Here is a 17,511-nt window from a genome sequence, read left to right on the forward strand (position 1 = left end):
ACCGTGGTGACGGCACGGGGCCGCAGGGGTGACCGAAGGGGCCTCTGTGCGCGTCAGAGCCAGCGGCGGATGGGCAGAACTGCCGCCTCGCGCATGCGCTGTGCGGTGGAGCGGCGCTTCCACCGGCCGCGCTCGACACGTGTGCTCCGCTTCAGGTCCTCCTCGAAGTGACCGTCCAGCGTGGCGGTGAACTCCTTGGCCAGGACCGCGAGCATCACTTCCTCGTCGTGTTCGAGCGAGCGGCGGTTGAAATTGGTCGAGCCGATCAGCGAAGCCACACCGTCCACCGTCAGAGCCTTGGTGTGCAGCATGGTCGGCTGGTACTCGTAGATCTTCACTCCGCAGGCGAGGAGATCCTCGTAGTAGTTCTGCCCGGCCAGTCGGCAGACCCGCTTGTCCGTGTGCGGTCCGGGGAGCAGTATCTCCACGCTGACACCCCGACGAGCCGCGGCACACAGCAATTCGATGAAGTACACGTCGGGTGCGAAGTAGGCCGTGGTGAGCCGCAGCCGCTCCTCGGCGGACTCCAGCACCACACGCAGCAGCGTCTGCATGTCCTGCCAGCCGAAGCCCGCCGAGCCGCGGACCACCTGCACGACCGCGTCTCCGTGCGACGCGGCGTCGACGAACCTGTCCTGTTCGGTGAACAGCTCGTCGTGGCACTCGGCCCAGTTCTGCGCGAAAGCGGCGGCCAGGCCGTCCACCGCCGGGCCCTGTACGCGCACGTGGGTGTCGCGCCACTCGTTCTCGTCGCGGGCGTCGCCGCACCACTCCTCGGCTATCCCGACCCCGCCGGTGTAGGCCGTCTCCTCGTCGGTGATGAGGACCTTGCGGTGGCAGCGGTGGTTCTGCTTGAGCGGCGAGAGGTACAACGGCTTGCGGAACCAGGCCACCTCCACCCCGGACTCGTCCATCAGTGCCAGCTGGTCCTTCTCGATCAGCCGGCATCCGAAGCCGTCCAGCAGCAGCCGCACCCGCACACCGGCGCGGGCACGTTCCGACAGCGCCTCGGCGAACTGCTGGGCGATGTCACCGCGCCAGTACACGAACGTCATCATGTCGATGGTGTGTTCGGCGCTCCGGATGGAATCCAGCATCGCCGAGAAGATCTCGTCACCGTTGCGGAGCGGATCGAGCGTGTTGCCTTCGGTCGCGGCGATGCCGATCAGGCGCTCCAGCCGCCTTCGGAGCCGTTGCGCGCGGCGCGCGAATTCGGCGTCGTCGAGACTGGTGAGTGTGGATCTCGCATCCATGTCGCGGGACATCTTTCTTCGGTGGGTCAGGGGTACGGGCAGGCCGACCTTACTCTCGTACCCTCGAACGCCTGAGCCTATCGAGTGGTGTGCGACATACGATGAATCAGGCCATTACGGGGCATTTCGATCTCGCAAGCGGTGGTCGACGCGGCGGAACCCGCTCGACACGCCGGCCTCCGAGGCGAGATCCTCGGGCATGGAATTCCTCTGTTACCACCGCGACAGGCCCGGCTCCGCAGCGTTGCGCGCTGAACTGCTGGAAGAGCACTGGTCCTACATGGATCGATATGCGAAAGAGTTGATCGCCCGGGGCCCGACCATGGCCGACGACGGCGACACGCCCACCGGAAGTGTGCACATCGTCGACCTGCCGGACCTCGCGGCCGCTCGCGCGTTCGCATTCGACGAGCCGAACTACCAGGCCGGCGTCTACCGGGACGTGCTGCTGAGGCGATGGCGCAACACGCTGGGGCGCACCATGTGGGACTTTCCGGGCGGGCCGGACGACGGACGGCGCTACCTGGTGATCGGCCTGGGCGAAGGTGAGGCCGCCGACCTCGCCGTGCCGCCCTTCCAGGACGAGCTGATCGCCTACGGGCCGCTGCTGTCCGACGACGGCGCCACCTGGCTGGGCACGGCGGCGTTGGTCCGGGCGCCGGACCCGGACGCGGCGCGCGCCCTCCTGACTCCGGACCGGTATGCCGGTATCGAGGTGCACAACTGGCAGTTCGGGGGGCGCTCGTGACGACCGGGAGTCCGGAACCGTCGCACCGACCCTGGCGTCGTCCGTCCGCCGGACCGCTTCGGCCTGCCGCGGGGGCGCCGGGCCCCGCGTGACCGCGACGACGTCGACAAGCGGTGCGCCAGAAGGAGCTCGCTGTCTGCCCCAGAGGGCGGGCCCGGGCGCGGAAGAAATCCGTGGTGACGGCACGGGCCCCGCTCTACGATGGGCCGATGGCGTCGATCAAGCAGGTTCAGGTCACCTTCGACTGCGCGGATCCCGAGCGCGTCGCCCGCTTCTGGTGTGAGGTGCTGGGGTACGTCGTACCGCCGCCCCCGGAGGGCTTTGCTTCCTGGGCTGATTACGATCGCTCGTTGCCGCGGGATCGTCAGGGTGCGTCCTTCGCGTGCGTCGATCCCTCGGGGGCGGGGCCGCGGCTGTACTTCCAGCGAGTGCCCGAGGGCAAGGTCGTCAAGAACCGGGTGCATCTCGACGTGCGGGTCGGCACAGGGCTCGTCGGCGAGGAACGTCTGGCCGTGCTCGAGGCGGAATGCGCACGGCTCGTCGCACTCGGCGCAGTCCGCGAGCGGCTGCTGCTCGCGGACGAGGAGAACGAGTCCTGCATCGGGATGCAGGACGTCGAGGGCAACGAGTTCTGTCTCGACTGAGTGACCGCACGTACAACCCCGGCCCGTCGGCTCTCCTGTCCGGTGATCTGCTGATCCGTAGGCGCCCGAGCGCCCGGACCCCCCGGCCCGGACCGAGGCGGTCCGAAGGGCTTTCGCCCGGCGCGACCGCTCGCGAGCGGTCGCGCCGGGCCCGTTCGTTCCGCTGGTGCCGACCGCCCCCCTGCGCACACAAGTCGCAGTCTGAGCGCGGTAGTCGGCGGCATCGCCGAGCACCTGCGACATGCCATGGCGAACTCCTGAAATTGCCGCATGCGCGTCGACCCCGCCGTATTCTCCGGACAGCCGTACGCCTTGAGCTCCTGCACGCTCCCGTTGCGGCGTTGCTCGGAGATGTGGTCCACGGCCTCCCTCGGCGGGTTCGTGGTGTGTCCGGAAAGCGAAAGCGCGCCCTGCTCGGTTCCGAGACCCTCCAGCCCCGATTCCGACGGAAACACAACACCCCGTAGCCTTAAGTGCAATAGTCTATTCAGCCGAGTTGCATACGAAAGGCGACAACATGACGCTTCCCGAGAGCACTCCAGGCGGTGTGGAGGCCACAACCGCCCTGCTGCAGGCGGAACTTCCGCGACTGGAGGAACAACAGCAGGCGCTGGAGAAGGACCTCGCGTCGGTCACCGCACGTCTGAGCTCGGTCCGTTCCGCGCTGACCGCGCTGCAGGCCCTCTCCGCCGTGCCTCCGGTCCTGAACGGAGCCGCGCCGCGACCCGTGGGTGAGGTGGAGCCGCAGCAGGCGGTGCCCGCAACCGTCGCAGAAGCGACGGCCTCCGCGCCCGAGGAGTCGTCCGAGGCCAAGGACACTTCGGTGACGGCCGCGACGAAGGGCACTTCGGAAACGGCTGCGACGAAGGACTCTTCGGTGACGGCTGCGACGAAGGGCACGCAGGTTTCGGCCGCGACGAAGGAAGTGGCCGCAACCGGCCGCGGAGGTGCTCGCAAGAGCTCCGTCAAGCCCAGCGGCACGCCCGACACCTCACCGGCGGAGCAGGGGGAGCAGCCGGCGAAGAAGGCAACCGCCAAGCCCGCCAGGTCCGCCAAGTCCGGTCAGGCTGCCAAGTCCGCCAAGTCCGCCGAGTCCGTCAAGCCCGTGAAGGCAGCAACGGCCGCGAAGACCGCGAAGCCCGCCCGTGCGCCGAAGGCGTCGTCCGCGTCGGCGTCCGCTCCTGCGGTGCCGGAGGGCGGAAGCCTCACGGAGCAGGTCATGGAGATCGTGGCAGCCTCGGGCGGCAAGGCCCTGCGCGCCAGGGACGTCACGGAGGCGCTCGGCCGTGAGCTCACCGCGGGCAGCATCAACACCGTGCGCGGCACACTGGACAGGCTCGTCGCCACATCGCGCGCGCACCGTGCGGGCCGCGGTCTTTACCAGGCGCCCCGCAAGTAGCCGCCGACGTGTGACGCGCGGGCCGCGGCGATGCGCGGTTCGCGTCACACGCCGGTGTCCGGTGTTGTGCGCGCTCCAGGATGCGCCACATGTCCGGTGTCCAGCCCCGCCCCGAGCCCGCGTACGGTGCCGATCCCGCCGACGCGTTCGACGTGGTCGTACCCGACATGCCGGGGTTCGGGTACTCCGGCCGGGCCGCCCCTCGACTCCGTCGCCGGTCTGTGGGCCCAGCTCATGTCTGAGGAACACGCCTGGCTCCGGGGCGCGCAGGCCTGGGGTGCGACGGAGGAGGCGTACGCCGAGGTCCACACTACGAAGCCCTCACCCGGCGGGTCGACGTGCCCTCAGGTCGCTCCTCCCGGGCGGCATCGTCCGTCCGCCGCGGGCCTGACTGGAACGTTCGGCCGACACGGTGCGTGTGACCGAGCCCGCGCGCCGGGGGTCACTGCGCGGCCTTCGAGGAGCCGGAACTCCACGCGCCAAGGAACTGCGTGACTTCTTCCACCCCTGCCGCCCCGCGGCGAAGAAGTGAGAACGCCTCCTCGCGGTCGAACGGCGCTCGGGTCACCGGGAGACCTCCGCATGCCCCCGAACCTCCGTGCGGCTGTTCCGGTGCATTTCGGCTCCCGGAACGACGCCGGTGAACTGCCGGGAACCAGCGTGCCCTCCGAGCCGACTACTGGACCGGCTGACCACGGTCTGCCCGTCCCGTTTCCGCCCGTGAGGAGAGCAGTCATGTCCGTCGAGCCGGCCGTACGACCTTCGCCCGACGGGCAGGAGTCGCGGCAACCCTCGCCACCGGCTGCGCCAGGCCGGGCATGGCTCCGGCCGCTGGTGCTGCGGCTGCACTTCTATGCCGGGGTGCTCATCGCGCCGTTCATCCTGGTCGCCGCGGCGACGGGCCTCCTCTACGCTGGCTCGTACCAGGCCGAGAAATTCGTGTACGCGGACGAACTGCGGGTTCCCGTCGGGAAGAACGAGCTGCCGATCTCGCGTCAGGTGGCGGCTGCCCGGGAGGCACATCCGGAGGGGAGTATCAGCGCGGTGAGTCCGTCGCCGGAGGACGGAGCGACGACGCGCGTGCTGCTGTCCGGAGTTCCTGGGGTGAACCCGGACCACACCCTGGCCGTGTTCGTCGACCCGTACACGGCTGAGCTCACCGGAACCCTGGAGCAGTACGGCTCCAGCGGTGCCCTCCCTCTGCGCACCTGGATCGACGAGCTCCACCGCGATCTGCACCTGGGCCAGACCGGACGGCTGTACAGCGAACTCGCCGCGAGCTGGCTGTGGGTGATAGCAGGCGGTGGCCTCGTGCTCTGGTTCGGTCGACGCAGGGCCCGCAGGAAGCTGCGGGGCACGAAGGGCCGGCGGCGCACGCTCTCGTTGCACGGCACGGTGGGCGTATGGGCGGCGATCGGGCTCTTCTTCCTGTCGGCGACCGGTCTGACATGGTCGACGTACGCCGGGCAGAGCGTCTCGGACCTGCGCGAGGCCATCGGCCAGACGACTCCGGCGGTCGCGGCCGGTCTCGCGTCCGGGGATGAACACGCCGGCCACACGGAGGCGGGCGGAACGGGGGTGACGCCGGACGGCGGCGTGGGGCTCGACGCGGTGCTGGAGGCTGCCCGCGCCGAACGGCTGTCGAACCCGGTGGAGATCGTGCCCCCGGCGGATGCCTCGTCCGCGTACGTCGTACGGCAGATCCAGCGGAGCTGGCCCGAGAAGCAGGACGCCGTCGCCATCGATCCGTCCAGCGGTGAAGTCATCGACGTGGTGCGGTTCGCCGACTTCCCGCTGCTCGCCAAGCTGACCCGCTGGGGCATCGACGCCCACACCGGCGCGCTCTTCGGACTCGTCAACCAGATCGTGCTCGCCGCGCTCACCGCCGGCCTGATGCTGCTGATCGTGCTGGGCTACCGGATGTGGTGGCAGCGCGGGCGGGGCTCGGCTTTCGGCCGCCCGATGCCGCGCGGCACCTGGCAGAACGTCCCGCCCCACATCCTGGTTCCGTTGATCGCGGCGGTCGCGGCCCTGGGGTATTTCGTGCCGCTGCTCGGCATCCCGCTGGCCGCCTTCCTGGCCGTGGACATCGCACTCGGCGAGATCGCCTACCGGCGGGGGAGGCGTACGTACGCTTCCGCCGACTGACGGGGCACGTTCGGACCGTGCCGGGACCGCAGGCCGGCGCGGTCCGAACTCCCCAGCGTCCCGCTCCGTTTCGGGAGGCACTCCTGCGCCGCGAGGTCCGTGGGTGCGAGGATGGGGCCGCCATGGGACCAGGCCGGTGTTCACGAGCTGTACGGGCTGCGGTGTTCGCAGCCGTCTGTGTGCTGCTCGCGGCCACAGGCCATGTCCTCATGTCGGGAACAGCGGTAGCCGGATGGGCGATGTGCCTCGCACTCGCAGGCACGGCCGCGGCAGCGTGGGCCCTCGCGGGACGTGAGCGGGGCCTGTTCGCCGTCACGTCGGCGGCCGTCGTGGCGCAGACGGCACTCCACACCGTGTTCACCCTCGCCCCGTCTGCCGATCGGCCTTCGCCGCAGCCGGTCTCCTACGCCCGCCAGTGGGCCGAACGGCTGCTGTGCGGCGAGGGCTCATCCGTGCTCTCCGAGCGGGAGGCAACCGACGTCGTCACGAACGCCGGCCTGGGCGGGCTGATGCACCAGCCCCCTCCCGGCTTCGAGCCGAGCGGCCACGGCCTCCACGCCATGCACGGCATGACGGCCGACGCGGCCGGGGGAGCGGCACCGCCCGTACACGGCCTCCCCGAGTCCGTCCTGACCTCCTCGACGGGGATGCTCGTGGCGCACCTGCTGGCCGCAGTGTTGTGCGGCCTGTGGCTCGCGTACGGGGAGCGGGCCGTGTTTCGCGTGCTGCGATCCTTCGCGATGCGGCTCTGGACTCCGCTCCAACTCCTTCTCGCTCTGGCGGCGCCCCCGCAGCGACCTCGCCCGCGTGTCCGGCGTCCCCGCACGGTCCCGGCCCCTGCACGACTCCTGCTTGCGCACAGCATCACCTCACGCGGCCCACCCCCGGGGACGGCTGTCGCCTAGACAGCCTGGTTCCCCGAGGCGTGCGCGGAGGATCCGCGGCGCCCCGGGCTTCGGCGCTGCCGTCCGGCAGGCCGCTCCCGTCACCGGCCCCGCCACGCGCGCCGCCGGATCTCCTGTGCCGTAAGGACTTCGTTGCGATGCCCCATGCCCAGCACGCACTTGCCGACCATCCAGATGCCGACCGCTCACCCGCCGAACACCCGGCGGATACACGCCCCCATGCCCGGCACCCGTCGGCCCCTTGTTCACCGGCCCCGTGCCCACCGGACGGCGAATCGCTGAAGCCCACCTGGCACACGGAGGCCTCCGATGCGGTGGCGACCCGGCTCGCGTTGGCGGCACGGGACGGGGACCCCGCGAAAGCCGAACGTTTCGTGCGGGCGTTCCACCGTGACGTGAGGCGTTACGTCGCCCACCTCAGCGCCAATCCACAAGCGGCCGACGACCTCACCCAGGACGTGTTCCTCCGGGCGCTCACCAGCCTGCCCGCCTTCGAGGGCAGGTCCTCCGCCCGCACGTGGCTGCTCTCCATCGCGCGCCGCACCGTCGCGGACAGCCTCCGCCACGCCGCCGCCCGGCCCAGGCTCGCCGATCGCTCCGACTGGCAGAGCGCGGCCGAGCGGACCCAGCCGTACGACCTGCCGGGGTTCGACGAGGGAGTCGCCCTTGCCGAACTCCTGGCGGTGATCCCGGCCGAGCGACGTGAAGCCTTCGTGCTCACCCAGCTCCTCGGCCTGCCCTACGCCGATGCGGCCGAAGCGATAGGTTGCCCCGTCGGAACCGTGCGTTCACGGGTCGCGAGGGCGCGCACCTCGTTGACCTTGCTGCTGAGGAATGCCGAAGCCGGTCCTGCGGCCGTGGCCGTCGTCGCGGTGCGCGGTCCCGCTGACTGGAGGTGGCTGCGCGACAACCGGGCGATTGCCGGAGCGGCGCCGCCTCCTACCGGGTGAGACCGCCTCTCCGGCACGCGGGTACTGCAGGGCGGACGAGTCCCTCCGGCGGTCCCGCCGCCGACGGTGCGTCCGGGCGCAGTGGGATGGCGAACGTGGAGGCCGTCGCGGCTCAGAGCTCGACGGCCTCGGCGTTTCGCACCGTCGCGCCCATGTTGCGTTCCATCATGCGCAGGGCGGCCGTCGCCAGATCCTCGTGAATGTGCGCCACGGCGTCATCGGGAACGGTCACCCGGAGGTGCCGGATGTGGGCGTCGAGGGCGGAGTAGAGGACGCACTGCTCGGTGACCTGACCGCAGAGCACCACGCGTTCCACGTCCAGTTGTGAAAGGAGATAGGTGAGCGGTGTCTCGTAGAAGATCGAGTGCCTGGCCTTGATGACGAACAGTGAGTTCTCGTCGGGCAGCACCGGCTCGACCAGCTCGCGATGCGGACCCGACAACGTCGTCTCGATGATCTCACCGTGGTGGGACCGCCACTCCCCGAAATTGTCGTTCACGTAGATCACGGGGACGCCGCCCTCCCTCGCCCGTCGGATGAGCTCCACGACGTGGGGGAGAGCCGCACGCACGGAGGGGATGAGGTGCTCGGCGTCGGGATGGTCGTACGTGTTGAGCATGTCGATGACAATCAGTGCGGTTCGGCTCATATCCGCATGTTCTCACCGCGCCGGGCATGGCGTCGTGAAGTCACTGTCGCTCCTCGATCCGGGCGAAGCACCGACAGCCCGCGTAGGGGACCCGAGTGCTTCGCGAGCCGGACATCATCGGTCGCACCGGGCGCGTCACCGGTGGCGCGGTACGTGCCCGGTGGCACCGCACACCAGAGGCGGCGCGGTACGTCACCGTCGGCACCGTACGTCAGTGGCGGCACAGGCAGAACGGATGGCCCGCCGGGTCGGCGTACACCCGGAAGCCACGCTTCCCGCCCTCGTCCTCGAGGTCCAGTGGAGTGGCCCCGAGGGCCAGCACCTGTTCCTGGGCGCGGTCGATGTCCGGCACGTCGAAGTCCAGATGTGCCTGCTGGGAGTTCCTGTCGCCACGGGGCCACTCCGGCGGCCGGTGGTCCGTGGCCCGCTGGAAGGCGATGCGCACTCCGCCCGGTACGTGCAGGTCGTACCAGTCCTCGTTGTAGATCGTGACCTCGCCGCCCAGAACGGCCTGGTAGAACGCGGCGAGCGAGTGGGGGTCGGGGCAGTCGAGAGCGACGAGGGAGTAGGTGGCGATGGGCATGTCCGAACCTTTCGTCGGGTGCGGGGCGTTCCGTCCACGGCCGCGAGTCAGGGCGTCCGTCCTCACCGCGGACTCGGACGGTCCGGCCCGGAGGCGAGAACGTCACGCCCTCTGCCCGTCCTGGGTTGCCGAGCGTCGAGGGCGGGCTCCTCAGGGTGGTCTGCTCGCACACGACGCCTTCCCTGAGGCACCCCGCCCATGCACATCAGGGCAGCGGCGTGCCGCCGGTGGCGTTCATGATCTCGCCGGTGATGAAGGACGCGTTCGCCGAGGCGAGGAAGACGTAGGCGGGAGCCATCTCGGCCGGCTGCGCTGGGCGGCCCAGCGGGCTCTGCTTCCCGAACTCCGTGGTGTCGGGCATGGTCGCGGGGATGAGCGGGGTCCACACCGGCCCGGGAGCAACCGCGTTCACACGAATTCCGTCGGAGGCCAGCATCTGGGCGAGCCCCTGCGTGAAGGTGACGATGGCCCCCTTGGTCATGGCGTAGTCCAGGAGGTGCGGGCTGGGCTTGAACGCCTGGACGGACGTGGTGTTGATGATCGAGCCGCCGGCCGGGATGTGCGGAAGGGCTGCCTTGCACAGCCAGAACATCCCGTACAGGTTGGTGCGCACCACGCGGTCGAACTGCTCGGTGGAGATGGCGGAGATGCCGTCGGGCTGGGACATCTGGTAGGCGGCGTTGTTCACCAGCACATCGATCCGGCCGAACTCCGACACCGCCGTCCGGATCAGCTCACGGCACTGCTTCTCGTCCCGGATGTCGCAGGCCACCGGGACCGCCCTGCGACCGGCCTGTTCGACGAGACGGCAGGTCTCCTGCGCCTCACCCTTCTCGTCGGGCAGATACGTCAGCAGGACGTCCGCCCCTTCGCGGGCGAAGGCCAGTGCCACGGCCCGGCCGATGCCGGAGTCGCCGCCGGTGACGACCGCCTTGCGGTCGAGCAGAAGGTCATGGCCCTCGTAGGAGTCCTCGCCGTGGTCCGGGGGCGGATCCATGGGGCCCGTCCAGCCTGGGTGCTGTTGCTCCTGCTGGGGGAAATCGGGCTGCGGGTGGGCCTCGGTCGGATCCTGCGGCTGTCCGGTGTCAGGCATCGCTTTCTCCTTGTCTCGGTCGCGGGCCACGGCCGTGGGGGACATGTGCCGCCGCGTGCCCCGGAGGCGCTCGGTCAATCATCCTGGGCGGACGAACATCGAGCATGTCGAGCGGCGAGCCCCGTACCGCACGGCGAAGACTGTAAATTCGAACAATGAGTCTTGAGACTGGCGCCGTTCCGCATGCGGCGAAGGGGGGCGGCCGGCTTCTCGCGGTGAGTGATCTCCACGTCGGTATCGCCGACAACCGGCCGATCGCCGATCGGCTGCATCCGACTTCCGACGAGGACTGGCTCATCGTCGCGGGGGATGTGGCGGAAGAGGCCGGAGAGGTGGAAGCAACCCTGGAACTGCTGGCGGGGCGCTTCGCCAAGGTGGTGTGGACCCCCGGGAACCACGAACTGTGGACCGTGGACAGGGATCCGCTCCAACTACGGGGCCGGGCGCGGTACGAGCACCTCGTCGCGGTGTGCCGTGAGCTCGGCGTGACCACACCCGAGGACCCGTACCCGTTGTGGCCGGGGCCGGACGGTCCCGTGGCGGTGGCAGCGGTGTTCCTCCTGTACGACTACACCTTCAGGGCGCCGGGAACGGCCACCAAGGAAGAATCTCTGGCCAAGGCCCATGAAGCGGGCGTCGTCTGTACCGATGAGTATCTGCTGCACCCCGACCCCTATCCGACCCGGGACGACTGGTGCAGGGAGCGGGTGGCCCTCACCGAACAGCGGCTGGCCGCGCACGACCCCGACGTGCCCCTCGTGATCGCCGGCCACTGGCCCCTCCTGCGCGAACCCACCTCCGTCATGTGGTACCCGGAGTTCGCCCAGTGGTGCGGCACGGAGCTGACCGCCGACTGGCACACCCGGTTCAACGTCGCGACGGTCGTCTACGGCCATCTGCACATCCCCCGTACGACCTGGCACGACGGGGTGCGATTCGAAGAGGTCTCGATCGGCTACCCCAGGGAGTGGCGGAAGCGGGGGCACCCGCGCGGTCTGATGAGGCAGATCCTCCCGTACGACGGTGAGCAGACCTCGTCCGAGGGGAGTGAGCGCGCGTGATCGAGCGTCTTGTCCCCGAGCACGTCGCGAGCGCGGACACCTACGACGTGGACGCTCCGGCAGGCAGTCTCTACCCGGAGGAGGAACAACTGATCGCCACGAGCGTGGACCGCCGCAGACACGAGTTCGCGGCGGTGCGCGCCTGCGCGAGACGGGCCATGGCCACGCTCGGCCTGCCCCCGGCGCCTGTGCTGCGCGGCCTGCGCGGAATGCCGCTCTGGCCCGCAGGCACTGTCGGCAGCATGACGCACTGCGACGGATATCGTGCGGCGGTGCTGGCCAGGGACTCGGAGGTACGGGCCATCGGCATCGACGCCGAGCCGAACGCACCGCTGCCGCCCGATGTCTGGGAAGTCATATCCCTGCCGTCGGAACGGAAGCGCATACCCTCAGGCCCGGCGAACCCCGCGGTCCACTGGGGGCGGCTCCTGTTCAGTGCCAAGGAGAGCGTCTTCAAGACGTGGTATCCGCTCACCCGGACCGAACTCGACTTCTCCGAGGCAGACATCACCTTCCACGGACAACCGGACACCGCGACCGAAGGCACGTTCACAGCCGAACTGCTGCGCACGGCGCCAGGGATGCCGACGTCGTACACGGGCAAGTGGCTCGTCGACGGCGGCTTCGCGGTGACCGCCATCGTGCTGCCGACGGCTTCCGGGGTGTGACGCAGTCGCGGACGAGTGGTCACGGCCCGGCGGCCGCCGGACGGCAGGGGGACGCCAGGGGTGGTCGGCTGCCCGTGTGAAGCGCCAGGCGGTGTGCTGCCTGGGGTCTCGGTGATCCGTCCGGCGGTGGGTCTGTCGAAGAGGAACGACGCTCCCGCCTCGGGCGGCAAGAGATAGCGGCGTTACCCCTTTCGGGGGTAGCGACGCTAACGTCACGGTGTTAGCGTTGTTGTCGAAAGGGTTCGTGGAACCGGGGCAATCTCTCTGTCGCAGGAGCATCCTCATGACCGAGCAGCACACCACCACCGCCCGCAGGGTCGCCGTCGTCACCGGGGGATCGCGGGGGATCGGCCGTGAAAGCGTCGAACGGCTGGCGGCGGACGGGTTCGCGGTCGTCGTCAACTACGCGGGCAGCAAGGGTGAGGCCGACGCGGCGGTGGCGGCTGTCGTCTCCGCCGGAGGCGCCGCTTTGGCGCATCAGGCCGACGTAGCCGACGAAAGGGCGGTTGCCGCTCTTTTCGACGCGGCCGAGGAGGCTTTCGGGGGCGTCGATGTGGTCGTCCACGCCGCAGGCGTGATGGCGCTCGCCCCGCTGGTCGACCTGGATCTGGACGTCCTCGACCGCATGCACCGCACCAACATCCGCGGCACCTTCGTCGTCGGCCAGCAGGCGGCACGCCGCCTTCGTGGTGGGGGCGCGATCATCAACTTCTCCAGCTCCGTGCTGGCGTTGGCTCTGCCCGGCTACAGCGCCTACGCGGCGACCAAGGGGGCCGTGGAGGCGATGACCCTGATCCTGGCCCGTGAGCTGAGGGGGCGCGACATCACGGTCAACGCGGTGGCGCCCGGGCCGACCGCCACGGCGTTGTTCCTGGACGGCAAGGACGAGGAGACCGTTGCCGGAATGGCCGCGCAGCCTCCTCTCGAGCGGCTCGGAACCCCCCAGGACATAGCTGAGGTCGTTTCCTTTCTCGCGGGCCCGGCCCGCTGGGTCAACGGCCAGGTGCTGCGCGCCAACGGCGGCATCGCCTGACGGGGGTGCCGGGGCGCACCAGCTCGGTGGCCGGTGGGACGACTCGGCTGGAGGACCGCGGCTCGAAGGGTACGGCGATGCGGGACGCCGTCGTGGCCGCGGACCGGACGAGCGGTGCAGCAGCCCTCGCGCTGCTCCGTGCCGCCGCGATGTCGCTGCGACCAACCCCTCCGGCCGTCCGCTCGGTCCTGTACAGGGCTTGGTAGCGTCCCTCCGGTGAGTACACGAGCGCGCATTCTCGAAGTCGCGGCCCAGCTGGTCGCGGAGTCTCCCGACGGGGACATCTCCACGCGAGCTGTGTGTGAGGCGGCGCAGGTCGGGGCGCCTGCCCTGTATCGCCACTTCGGGGACAAGGCGGGGCTGCTGTCGGCGGTCGTCGACCAGGGCTTCGACGCCTACCTGGCGACCAAGCGCGAACGGAGCGACACCACGGATCCCGTCGAGGATCTACGCAACGGCTGGGACAGCCACGTCGAGTTCGCTCTCCGAAACCCGAACCTCTACCGGTTGATGAACTCCCCTGCGATGCGGACGCCGCCGGCTGCCGCGCTGGAAGCTCACCGCATACTGACCCGCGACCTGGAGAGGGCGGCCGCTCTGGGGAAGCTGCGCATCGCTCCTGAGCTCGCAGCCCAGATGATCATGTCGTCCACGACCGGCGTCGCCCTGATGCTGGTGTCCAGGCCTGCGACCTTCCCGGACGCCGGGGTTTCGGCGCGTGTGCGCGACGCTGTGCACGCAGCTGTCTTCACCCCGGACGCGCGGGAGGGCAAGCCGGTCGAGACCGACGTGCCCTCCACGGCCGCTCGCCTGAGTGCCTTGCTGCGCCGGTCTCAGGGGACCGGGCTCAGCACGGCCGAGTCGGCGCTCATGACGGAATGGCTGGACCGAGTGTCGAACACCGAGCGAGCCGCTGGCTGACGGGAGGGAGGCGGGGGAGGGGCGCCGAGGCCGGCTCCGGCTGAGCCGGGGCGGGGGATGGGCGCCGAGGTCGGCTCCGGCTGAGCCGCGCATCGCCGACGCGGTCCCCGCCCTCCCTCTCTCGTCGTGTTCCCCGTCTTCCTCAGGGTGCGGCGTAGGCGTGAGCGAGCTGTCGCCCTCCGCCCGGGGCCCGGTCGGCCAGGCGTCGGCCTGCTCCGGGCTCCCGGTCCCAAGGGCCTGTCAGTCCTGGACCCGCCCCTCTCGGGAAGCCGAGCCGGAACCGAATTCCCCGGCCATGGCGTCGGCCATCCGCAGGTGCGGGGCGGCTTCCGCGTGCCGGCCCTGGCGCTCCAGGGTGCGCCCGAGCATCAGTCGCGCGTAGTCCTCGACCGGGTTGCGCTCCAGGACCTCCCGCAGTTCGGCTTCGGCCTTGCCCAGTCGCGCCGAGTGGTAGTAGGCGCGGGCCAGCAGGAGGCGCGGCGCCACCTGCTCCGGGGCCTCCTGGACGAGCCCGCCGAGGATCCTGGCCGCAGTCAGGTACTCCTTGGCCTCGAAGAACAGCTGCGCCCGGTCCCACCGGTCGGCGGGCGTACCGAACTCGTAGTAGCTCTCGTCCACTTCTCCTCCTCCACCGGAATGCTTACGGACGCGTCAACACGGAGAGGTAGTTAAACATTCCACTAAATTTTCGGCGTGGGGGCCGATACACCACGACCGTCCAGGAATAGGTTGTGCGCCATGAGCAATCTCGATCGCCAGGCCACCCCCTCGGTCTGCGGAGGGCGGGGCTTCGTCGTCGCCGAACCGGTACGTGAACTCCTCACCCCGCGCCGTGTCCAGCTCGGCGAGTCCACCGAGGTGCGAAGGCTGCTGCCCAACCTGGGGCGCCGCATGGTCGGGGCCTGGGCATTCGTGGACCACTACGGTCCCGACGACATCGCGGACGAGCCGGGAATGCAGGTGCCGCCGCATCCTCACATGGGCCTGCAGACGGTCAGCTGGCTGCACGAGGGGGAGGTGCTGCACCGCGACAGCCTCGGCAGCCTCCAGACCGTAAGGCCACGCGAACTGGGCCTGATGACCTCCGGCCGGGCCATCAGTCACTCCGAGGAGAGTCCGAAGAGTCACGCCAGGTTTCTGCACGGCGCCCAGCTCTGGGTCGCCCTGCCCGACGCGCACCGGCACGTGGACCCGCACTTCGAGCACCACACCGCCCTGCCCACCGTCACGGCCCCAGGTCTCACCGCCACCGTGATCCTGGGTGAACTCGACGGCGCCACCTCGCCGGGCAGGGCCTACACCCCGCTCGTCGGAGCCGACCTGGCTCTGGCCGACGGCGCCGAAGCCGGACTGCCGCTGGACCCCGACTTCGAGTACGCCGTGCTGGCCATGTCGGGCGAGGCCGAGGTCGACGGCGTCCCGGTGCTGCCCGGGTCGATGCTCTACCTCGGCTGTGGCCGTACCGAACTGCCCCTGCGCGCAGCCTCCGACGCAGGGCTGATGCTGCTCGGCGGTGAGCCGTTCGCGGAGGAGATTGTCATGTGGTGGAACTTCGTGGGGCGTTCCCACGACGAAATCAGCAGGGCGCGCGAGGACTGGGTGAAGGGGGTGAGGTTTGGGGAGGTGCACGGGTATGCAGGAGCGCGGCTGTCCGCCCCGGAGCTACCACCGGGACCCCTGAAGCCGCGGGGTCGTACCCGCTGAACAGGGCTTTACGGGATCCAGGGGCCGGCGGAAGCGGGGGCGGAGGCCGCATCCGATGTCAGGTGAAGGTGTCGCCGTGCGTGTGCAGGTCCATCAGGGCCCAGCCCATGCTGACTCTACTGACGGGTGGTCAGCTGGCAGCCATTCGTCCAGCCGTGCTCCCGACCCCCCGCGCGCGCTCGTTCGCGTCGTCCAACGTGCGTCGAGGGGGCGGTTGCCCCCTCGCTCGTGAACAACCGCTGGGGGACCCGGGCGGTATGGCGGCCTCGGGAGCCCTACTGCTTGTGGCCGTTGCCGTGTCCGTTGGGATGCAGGACCACCTTGGTCCATCCCTCATCGCGGGCGTCGAAGTGTTCGTAGGCGGCGGGGGCTTCGTCCAGGCCCAGTTCATGGGAGACGATGAAGCTCGGCTTTGCCTTGTCGCCGGCGATCAGGTCGCGAAGCGCCCGGTTGTACCTCTTCACCGGTGCCTGTCCGGTTCCCATGTGCTGGCCCTTGAACCACATCATGCCGAAGTCGATCGGGACTTTGCCCTGCGCCTCCAGCTTGCCCTGGGCCTCGGCGCCGCCGGGGTCCTCGGGAAGGAACACGCCTACCACGCCCAGGTCGCCCGTGAACCTGACCGAGTCGATCAGGCCATTGAGCGTCAGGCTGGCGTCCTCTTGTCCCGAGGGGTCGTGTGCCTGGTAGCCGACGCACTCGCAGCCGTTGTCGGCGCCCAGGCCGAGAGTGGCCTCCTTGACGACTTCTGCCGGCTCCTGCTCGGCGGTGTTGATCGGGATGGCCCCGATCTCCTCGGCCTTACGCAGCCGGTCGGGCTGGTGGTCGGCCACCCAGACACGGCCGGCGCCCTTGAGGAGGGCGGAGTAGGCCGCCATCAGCCCGACGGGGCCGGCCCCGAACACGATCGTCTGGTCGCCGGGTTTGACGTGGGCCATCTCGGTCGCGTGGTAGCCGGTGGGGAAGATGTCGGCGAGCATCACATAGTCGGTCTGCCGCTCGGCGGCGTCCTCACCCAGGCGCAGCGCGTTGAAGTCGCCGTAGGGCACGCGCAGCAGTTCCGCCTGGCCGCCCTGGTAGGGGCCCATTTCGGCGAATCCGTAGGCGGCACCGGCGAGGGCCGGTTCCGGCTGCATGGTCAGGCAGTAGTTGGTCAGACCCCGCTCGCACTGCTTGCAGAAGCCGCAGGCGATGTTGAAGGGCAGGACCACGTACTCGCCGACCTGGACCTTGCTCACGGCCGAACCGACCTCGACGACCTGGCCCATGTTCTCGTGGCCCAGGGTACGGCCGGATTCGAACGAGGTGCGGCCTTCGTACATGTGCAGGTCCGAACCGCAGATGTTGGTGGCGGTGATCTTGACGATGATGTCGCAGGGGTGCTCGATCTTCGCGTCCGGCACGTCCTTCACCGTGACCGTACGCGGGCTCTCATATACCGCTGCTTTCATGATCGCTTCTTTCGGCGCCGCGGCATGACCGCAGCACGGCTGCGATGGAGGCGGAGTCCACACGCCCGACTCTCGTGCCCGGTACGACGGAGTCTTCGGCTTCGACACGCCTCTGCGGGCCGCCCACCCGGTACAGGTGAACGGTAGCGCCACGACCGGTCCGCCATAAGCGCCCCAGGCGCAGCGCAAAGTGCCCATACCCGTAGAAAGTCTCACTAAACGACGGTGTGCGGGCGGAGCGGCTGGGGGAATCCGCGGACCCGGAAACCACCTGGCGGCGGACACCGACCCAGGTCACCGG

Annotated in this window: 17 protein-coding genes; 11 read left to right on the forward strand and 6 right to left on the reverse strand. The window is 69.8% G+C overall.

What is annotated here, in order from left to right:
- Window positions 1-53: 53 nt before the first annotated feature.
- Window positions 54-1,253, reverse strand: a complete 1,200-nt coding sequence (locus tag ACFYQ6_RS08140) for a phospholipase D-like domain-containing protein (RefSeq protein WP_361572445.1) — start codon at window positions 1,251-1,253, stop codon at window positions 54-56.
- 199 nt (window positions 1,254-1,452) lie between these two features.
- Here ACFYQ6_RS08140 and ACFYQ6_RS08145 point away from each other — a divergent pair, with 199 nt between their 5' ends.
- From ACFYQ6_RS08145 to ACFYQ6_RS08170, 6 genes are all read left to right on the forward strand, one after another.
- Window positions 1,453-2,001: a YciI family protein gene (locus tag ACFYQ6_RS08145; protein ID WP_361572442.1), complete on the forward strand. Its 549-nt coding sequence runs from the start codon at window positions 1,453-1,455 to the stop codon at window positions 1,999-2,001.
- A gap of 209 nt (window positions 2,002-2,210) precedes the next feature.
- Complete coding sequence (locus ACFYQ6_RS08150; protein ID WP_361572440.1) at window positions 2,211-2,645, forward strand: VOC family protein; 435 nt, start codon at window positions 2,211-2,213, stop codon at window positions 2,643-2,645.
- A gap of 517 nt (window positions 2,646-3,162) precedes the next feature.
- Window positions 3,163-4,044 carry a hypothetical protein gene (locus ACFYQ6_RS08155; protein ID WP_388761579.1) on the forward strand — a complete coding sequence of 294 codons (882 nt, stop codon included), beginning with the start codon at window positions 3,163-3,165 and terminating at the stop codon, window positions 4,042-4,044.
- A gap of 735 nt (window positions 4,045-4,779) precedes the next feature.
- The gene (locus ACFYQ6_RS08160) at window positions 4,780-6,192 is read left to right on the forward strand and encodes a PepSY-associated TM helix domain-containing protein (protein WP_388761582.1); all 1,413 of its coding nucleotides are present in this window, start codon (window positions 4,780-4,782) and stop codon (window positions 6,190-6,192) included.
- A gap of 209 nt (window positions 6,193-6,401) precedes the next feature.
- Entirely contained in the window at window positions 6,402-7,097 is a 696-nt protein-coding gene (locus tag ACFYQ6_RS08165; protein WP_388761585.1) for a hypothetical protein, read from the forward strand.
- 278 nt (window positions 7,098-7,375) lie between these two features.
- The gene (locus ACFYQ6_RS08170; protein WP_388762226.1) at window positions 7,376-8,047 is read left to right on the forward strand and encodes a sigma-70 family RNA polymerase sigma factor; all 672 of its coding nucleotides are present in this window, start codon (window positions 7,376-7,378) and stop codon (window positions 8,045-8,047) included.
- Between the two features lie 112 nt (window positions 8,048-8,159).
- Here the strand turns inward: ACFYQ6_RS08170 and ACFYQ6_RS08175 are convergent, their stop codons facing one another.
- From ACFYQ6_RS08175 to ACFYQ6_RS08185, 3 genes are all read right to left on the reverse strand, one after another.
- Window positions 8,160-8,696, reverse strand: coding sequence for a cysteine hydrolase family protein (locus tag ACFYQ6_RS08175; RefSeq protein WP_388761588.1), 537 nt, complete (start codon window positions 8,694-8,696; stop codon window positions 8,160-8,162).
- A gap of 211 nt (window positions 8,697-8,907) precedes the next feature.
- Window positions 8,908-9,279 (reverse strand): VOC family protein, encoded by a 372-nt coding sequence (locus ACFYQ6_RS08180; RefSeq protein ID WP_388761591.1) that lies wholly within the window; start codon window positions 9,277-9,279, stop codon window positions 8,908-8,910.
- Between the two features lie 205 nt (window positions 9,280-9,484).
- Window positions 9,485-10,372, reverse strand: a complete 888-nt coding sequence (locus tag ACFYQ6_RS08185) for an SDR family oxidoreductase (protein WP_388761594.1) — start codon at window positions 10,370-10,372, stop codon at window positions 9,485-9,487.
- A 155-nt stretch (window positions 10,373-10,527) separates the two neighbouring features.
- On the opposite strand from ACFYQ6_RS08185, the gene ACFYQ6_RS08190 reads away from it, so the two are divergent.
- The 4 genes from ACFYQ6_RS08190 to ACFYQ6_RS08205 all read left to right on the forward strand — a co-directional run bounded on the left by ACFYQ6_RS08190 (window position 10,528) and on the right by ACFYQ6_RS08205 (window position 14,055).
- Window positions 10,528-11,433, forward strand: a complete 906-nt coding sequence (locus ACFYQ6_RS08190; protein ID WP_388761597.1) for a metallophosphoesterase family protein — start codon at window positions 10,528-10,530, stop codon at window positions 11,431-11,433.
- A complete protein-coding gene (locus tag ACFYQ6_RS08195; RefSeq protein WP_388761600.1) occupies window positions 11,430-12,101 on the forward strand; it encodes a 4'-phosphopantetheinyl transferase in 672 nt (223 codons plus the stop codon). Before ACFYQ6_RS08190 ends, ACFYQ6_RS08195 begins: the two co-directional genes overlap by 4 nt.
- A 283-nt stretch (window positions 12,102-12,384) precedes the next feature.
- Window positions 12,385-13,134: an SDR family oxidoreductase gene (locus ACFYQ6_RS08200; RefSeq protein WP_388761603.1), complete on the forward strand. Its 750-nt coding sequence runs from the start codon at window positions 12,385-12,387 to the stop codon at window positions 13,132-13,134.
- Window positions 13,135-13,350: 216 nt separating this feature from the next.
- Window positions 13,351-14,055, forward strand: a complete 705-nt coding sequence (locus ACFYQ6_RS08205) for a TetR/AcrR family transcriptional regulator (RefSeq protein WP_388761606.1) — start codon at window positions 13,351-13,353, stop codon at window positions 14,053-14,055.
- 240 nt (window positions 14,056-14,295) lie between these two features.
- Here ACFYQ6_RS08205 and ACFYQ6_RS08210 read toward each other — a convergent pair whose 3' ends face one another.
- On the reverse strand, window positions 14,296-14,673 hold the full coding sequence (locus ACFYQ6_RS08210; protein WP_361586909.1) for a tetratricopeptide repeat protein: 378 nt from the start codon (window positions 14,671-14,673) through the stop codon (window positions 14,296-14,298).
- A gap of 120 nt (window positions 14,674-14,793) precedes the next feature.
- Here ACFYQ6_RS08210 and ACFYQ6_RS08215 point away from each other — a divergent pair, with 120 nt between their 5' ends.
- Complete coding sequence (locus tag ACFYQ6_RS08215) at window positions 14,794-15,759, forward strand: pirin family protein (protein ID WP_388761609.1); 966 nt, start codon at window positions 14,794-14,796, stop codon at window positions 15,757-15,759.
- 275 nt (window positions 15,760-16,034) lie between these two features.
- On the opposite strand, the gene ACFYQ6_RS08220 is transcribed toward ACFYQ6_RS08215, so the two are convergent.
- Window positions 16,035-17,210 carry a glutathione-independent formaldehyde dehydrogenase gene (locus ACFYQ6_RS08220; protein ID WP_388761612.1) on the reverse strand — a complete coding sequence of 392 codons (1,176 nt, stop codon included), beginning with the start codon at window positions 17,208-17,210 and terminating at the stop codon, window positions 16,035-16,037.
- Between the last annotated feature and the right edge of the window lie 301 nt (window positions 17,211-17,511).

It is taken from the genome of Streptomyces sp. NPDC005494, from assembly GCF_042872025.1.
Lineage (GTDB): Bacteria > Actinomycetota > Actinomycetes > Streptomycetales > Streptomycetaceae > Streptomyces.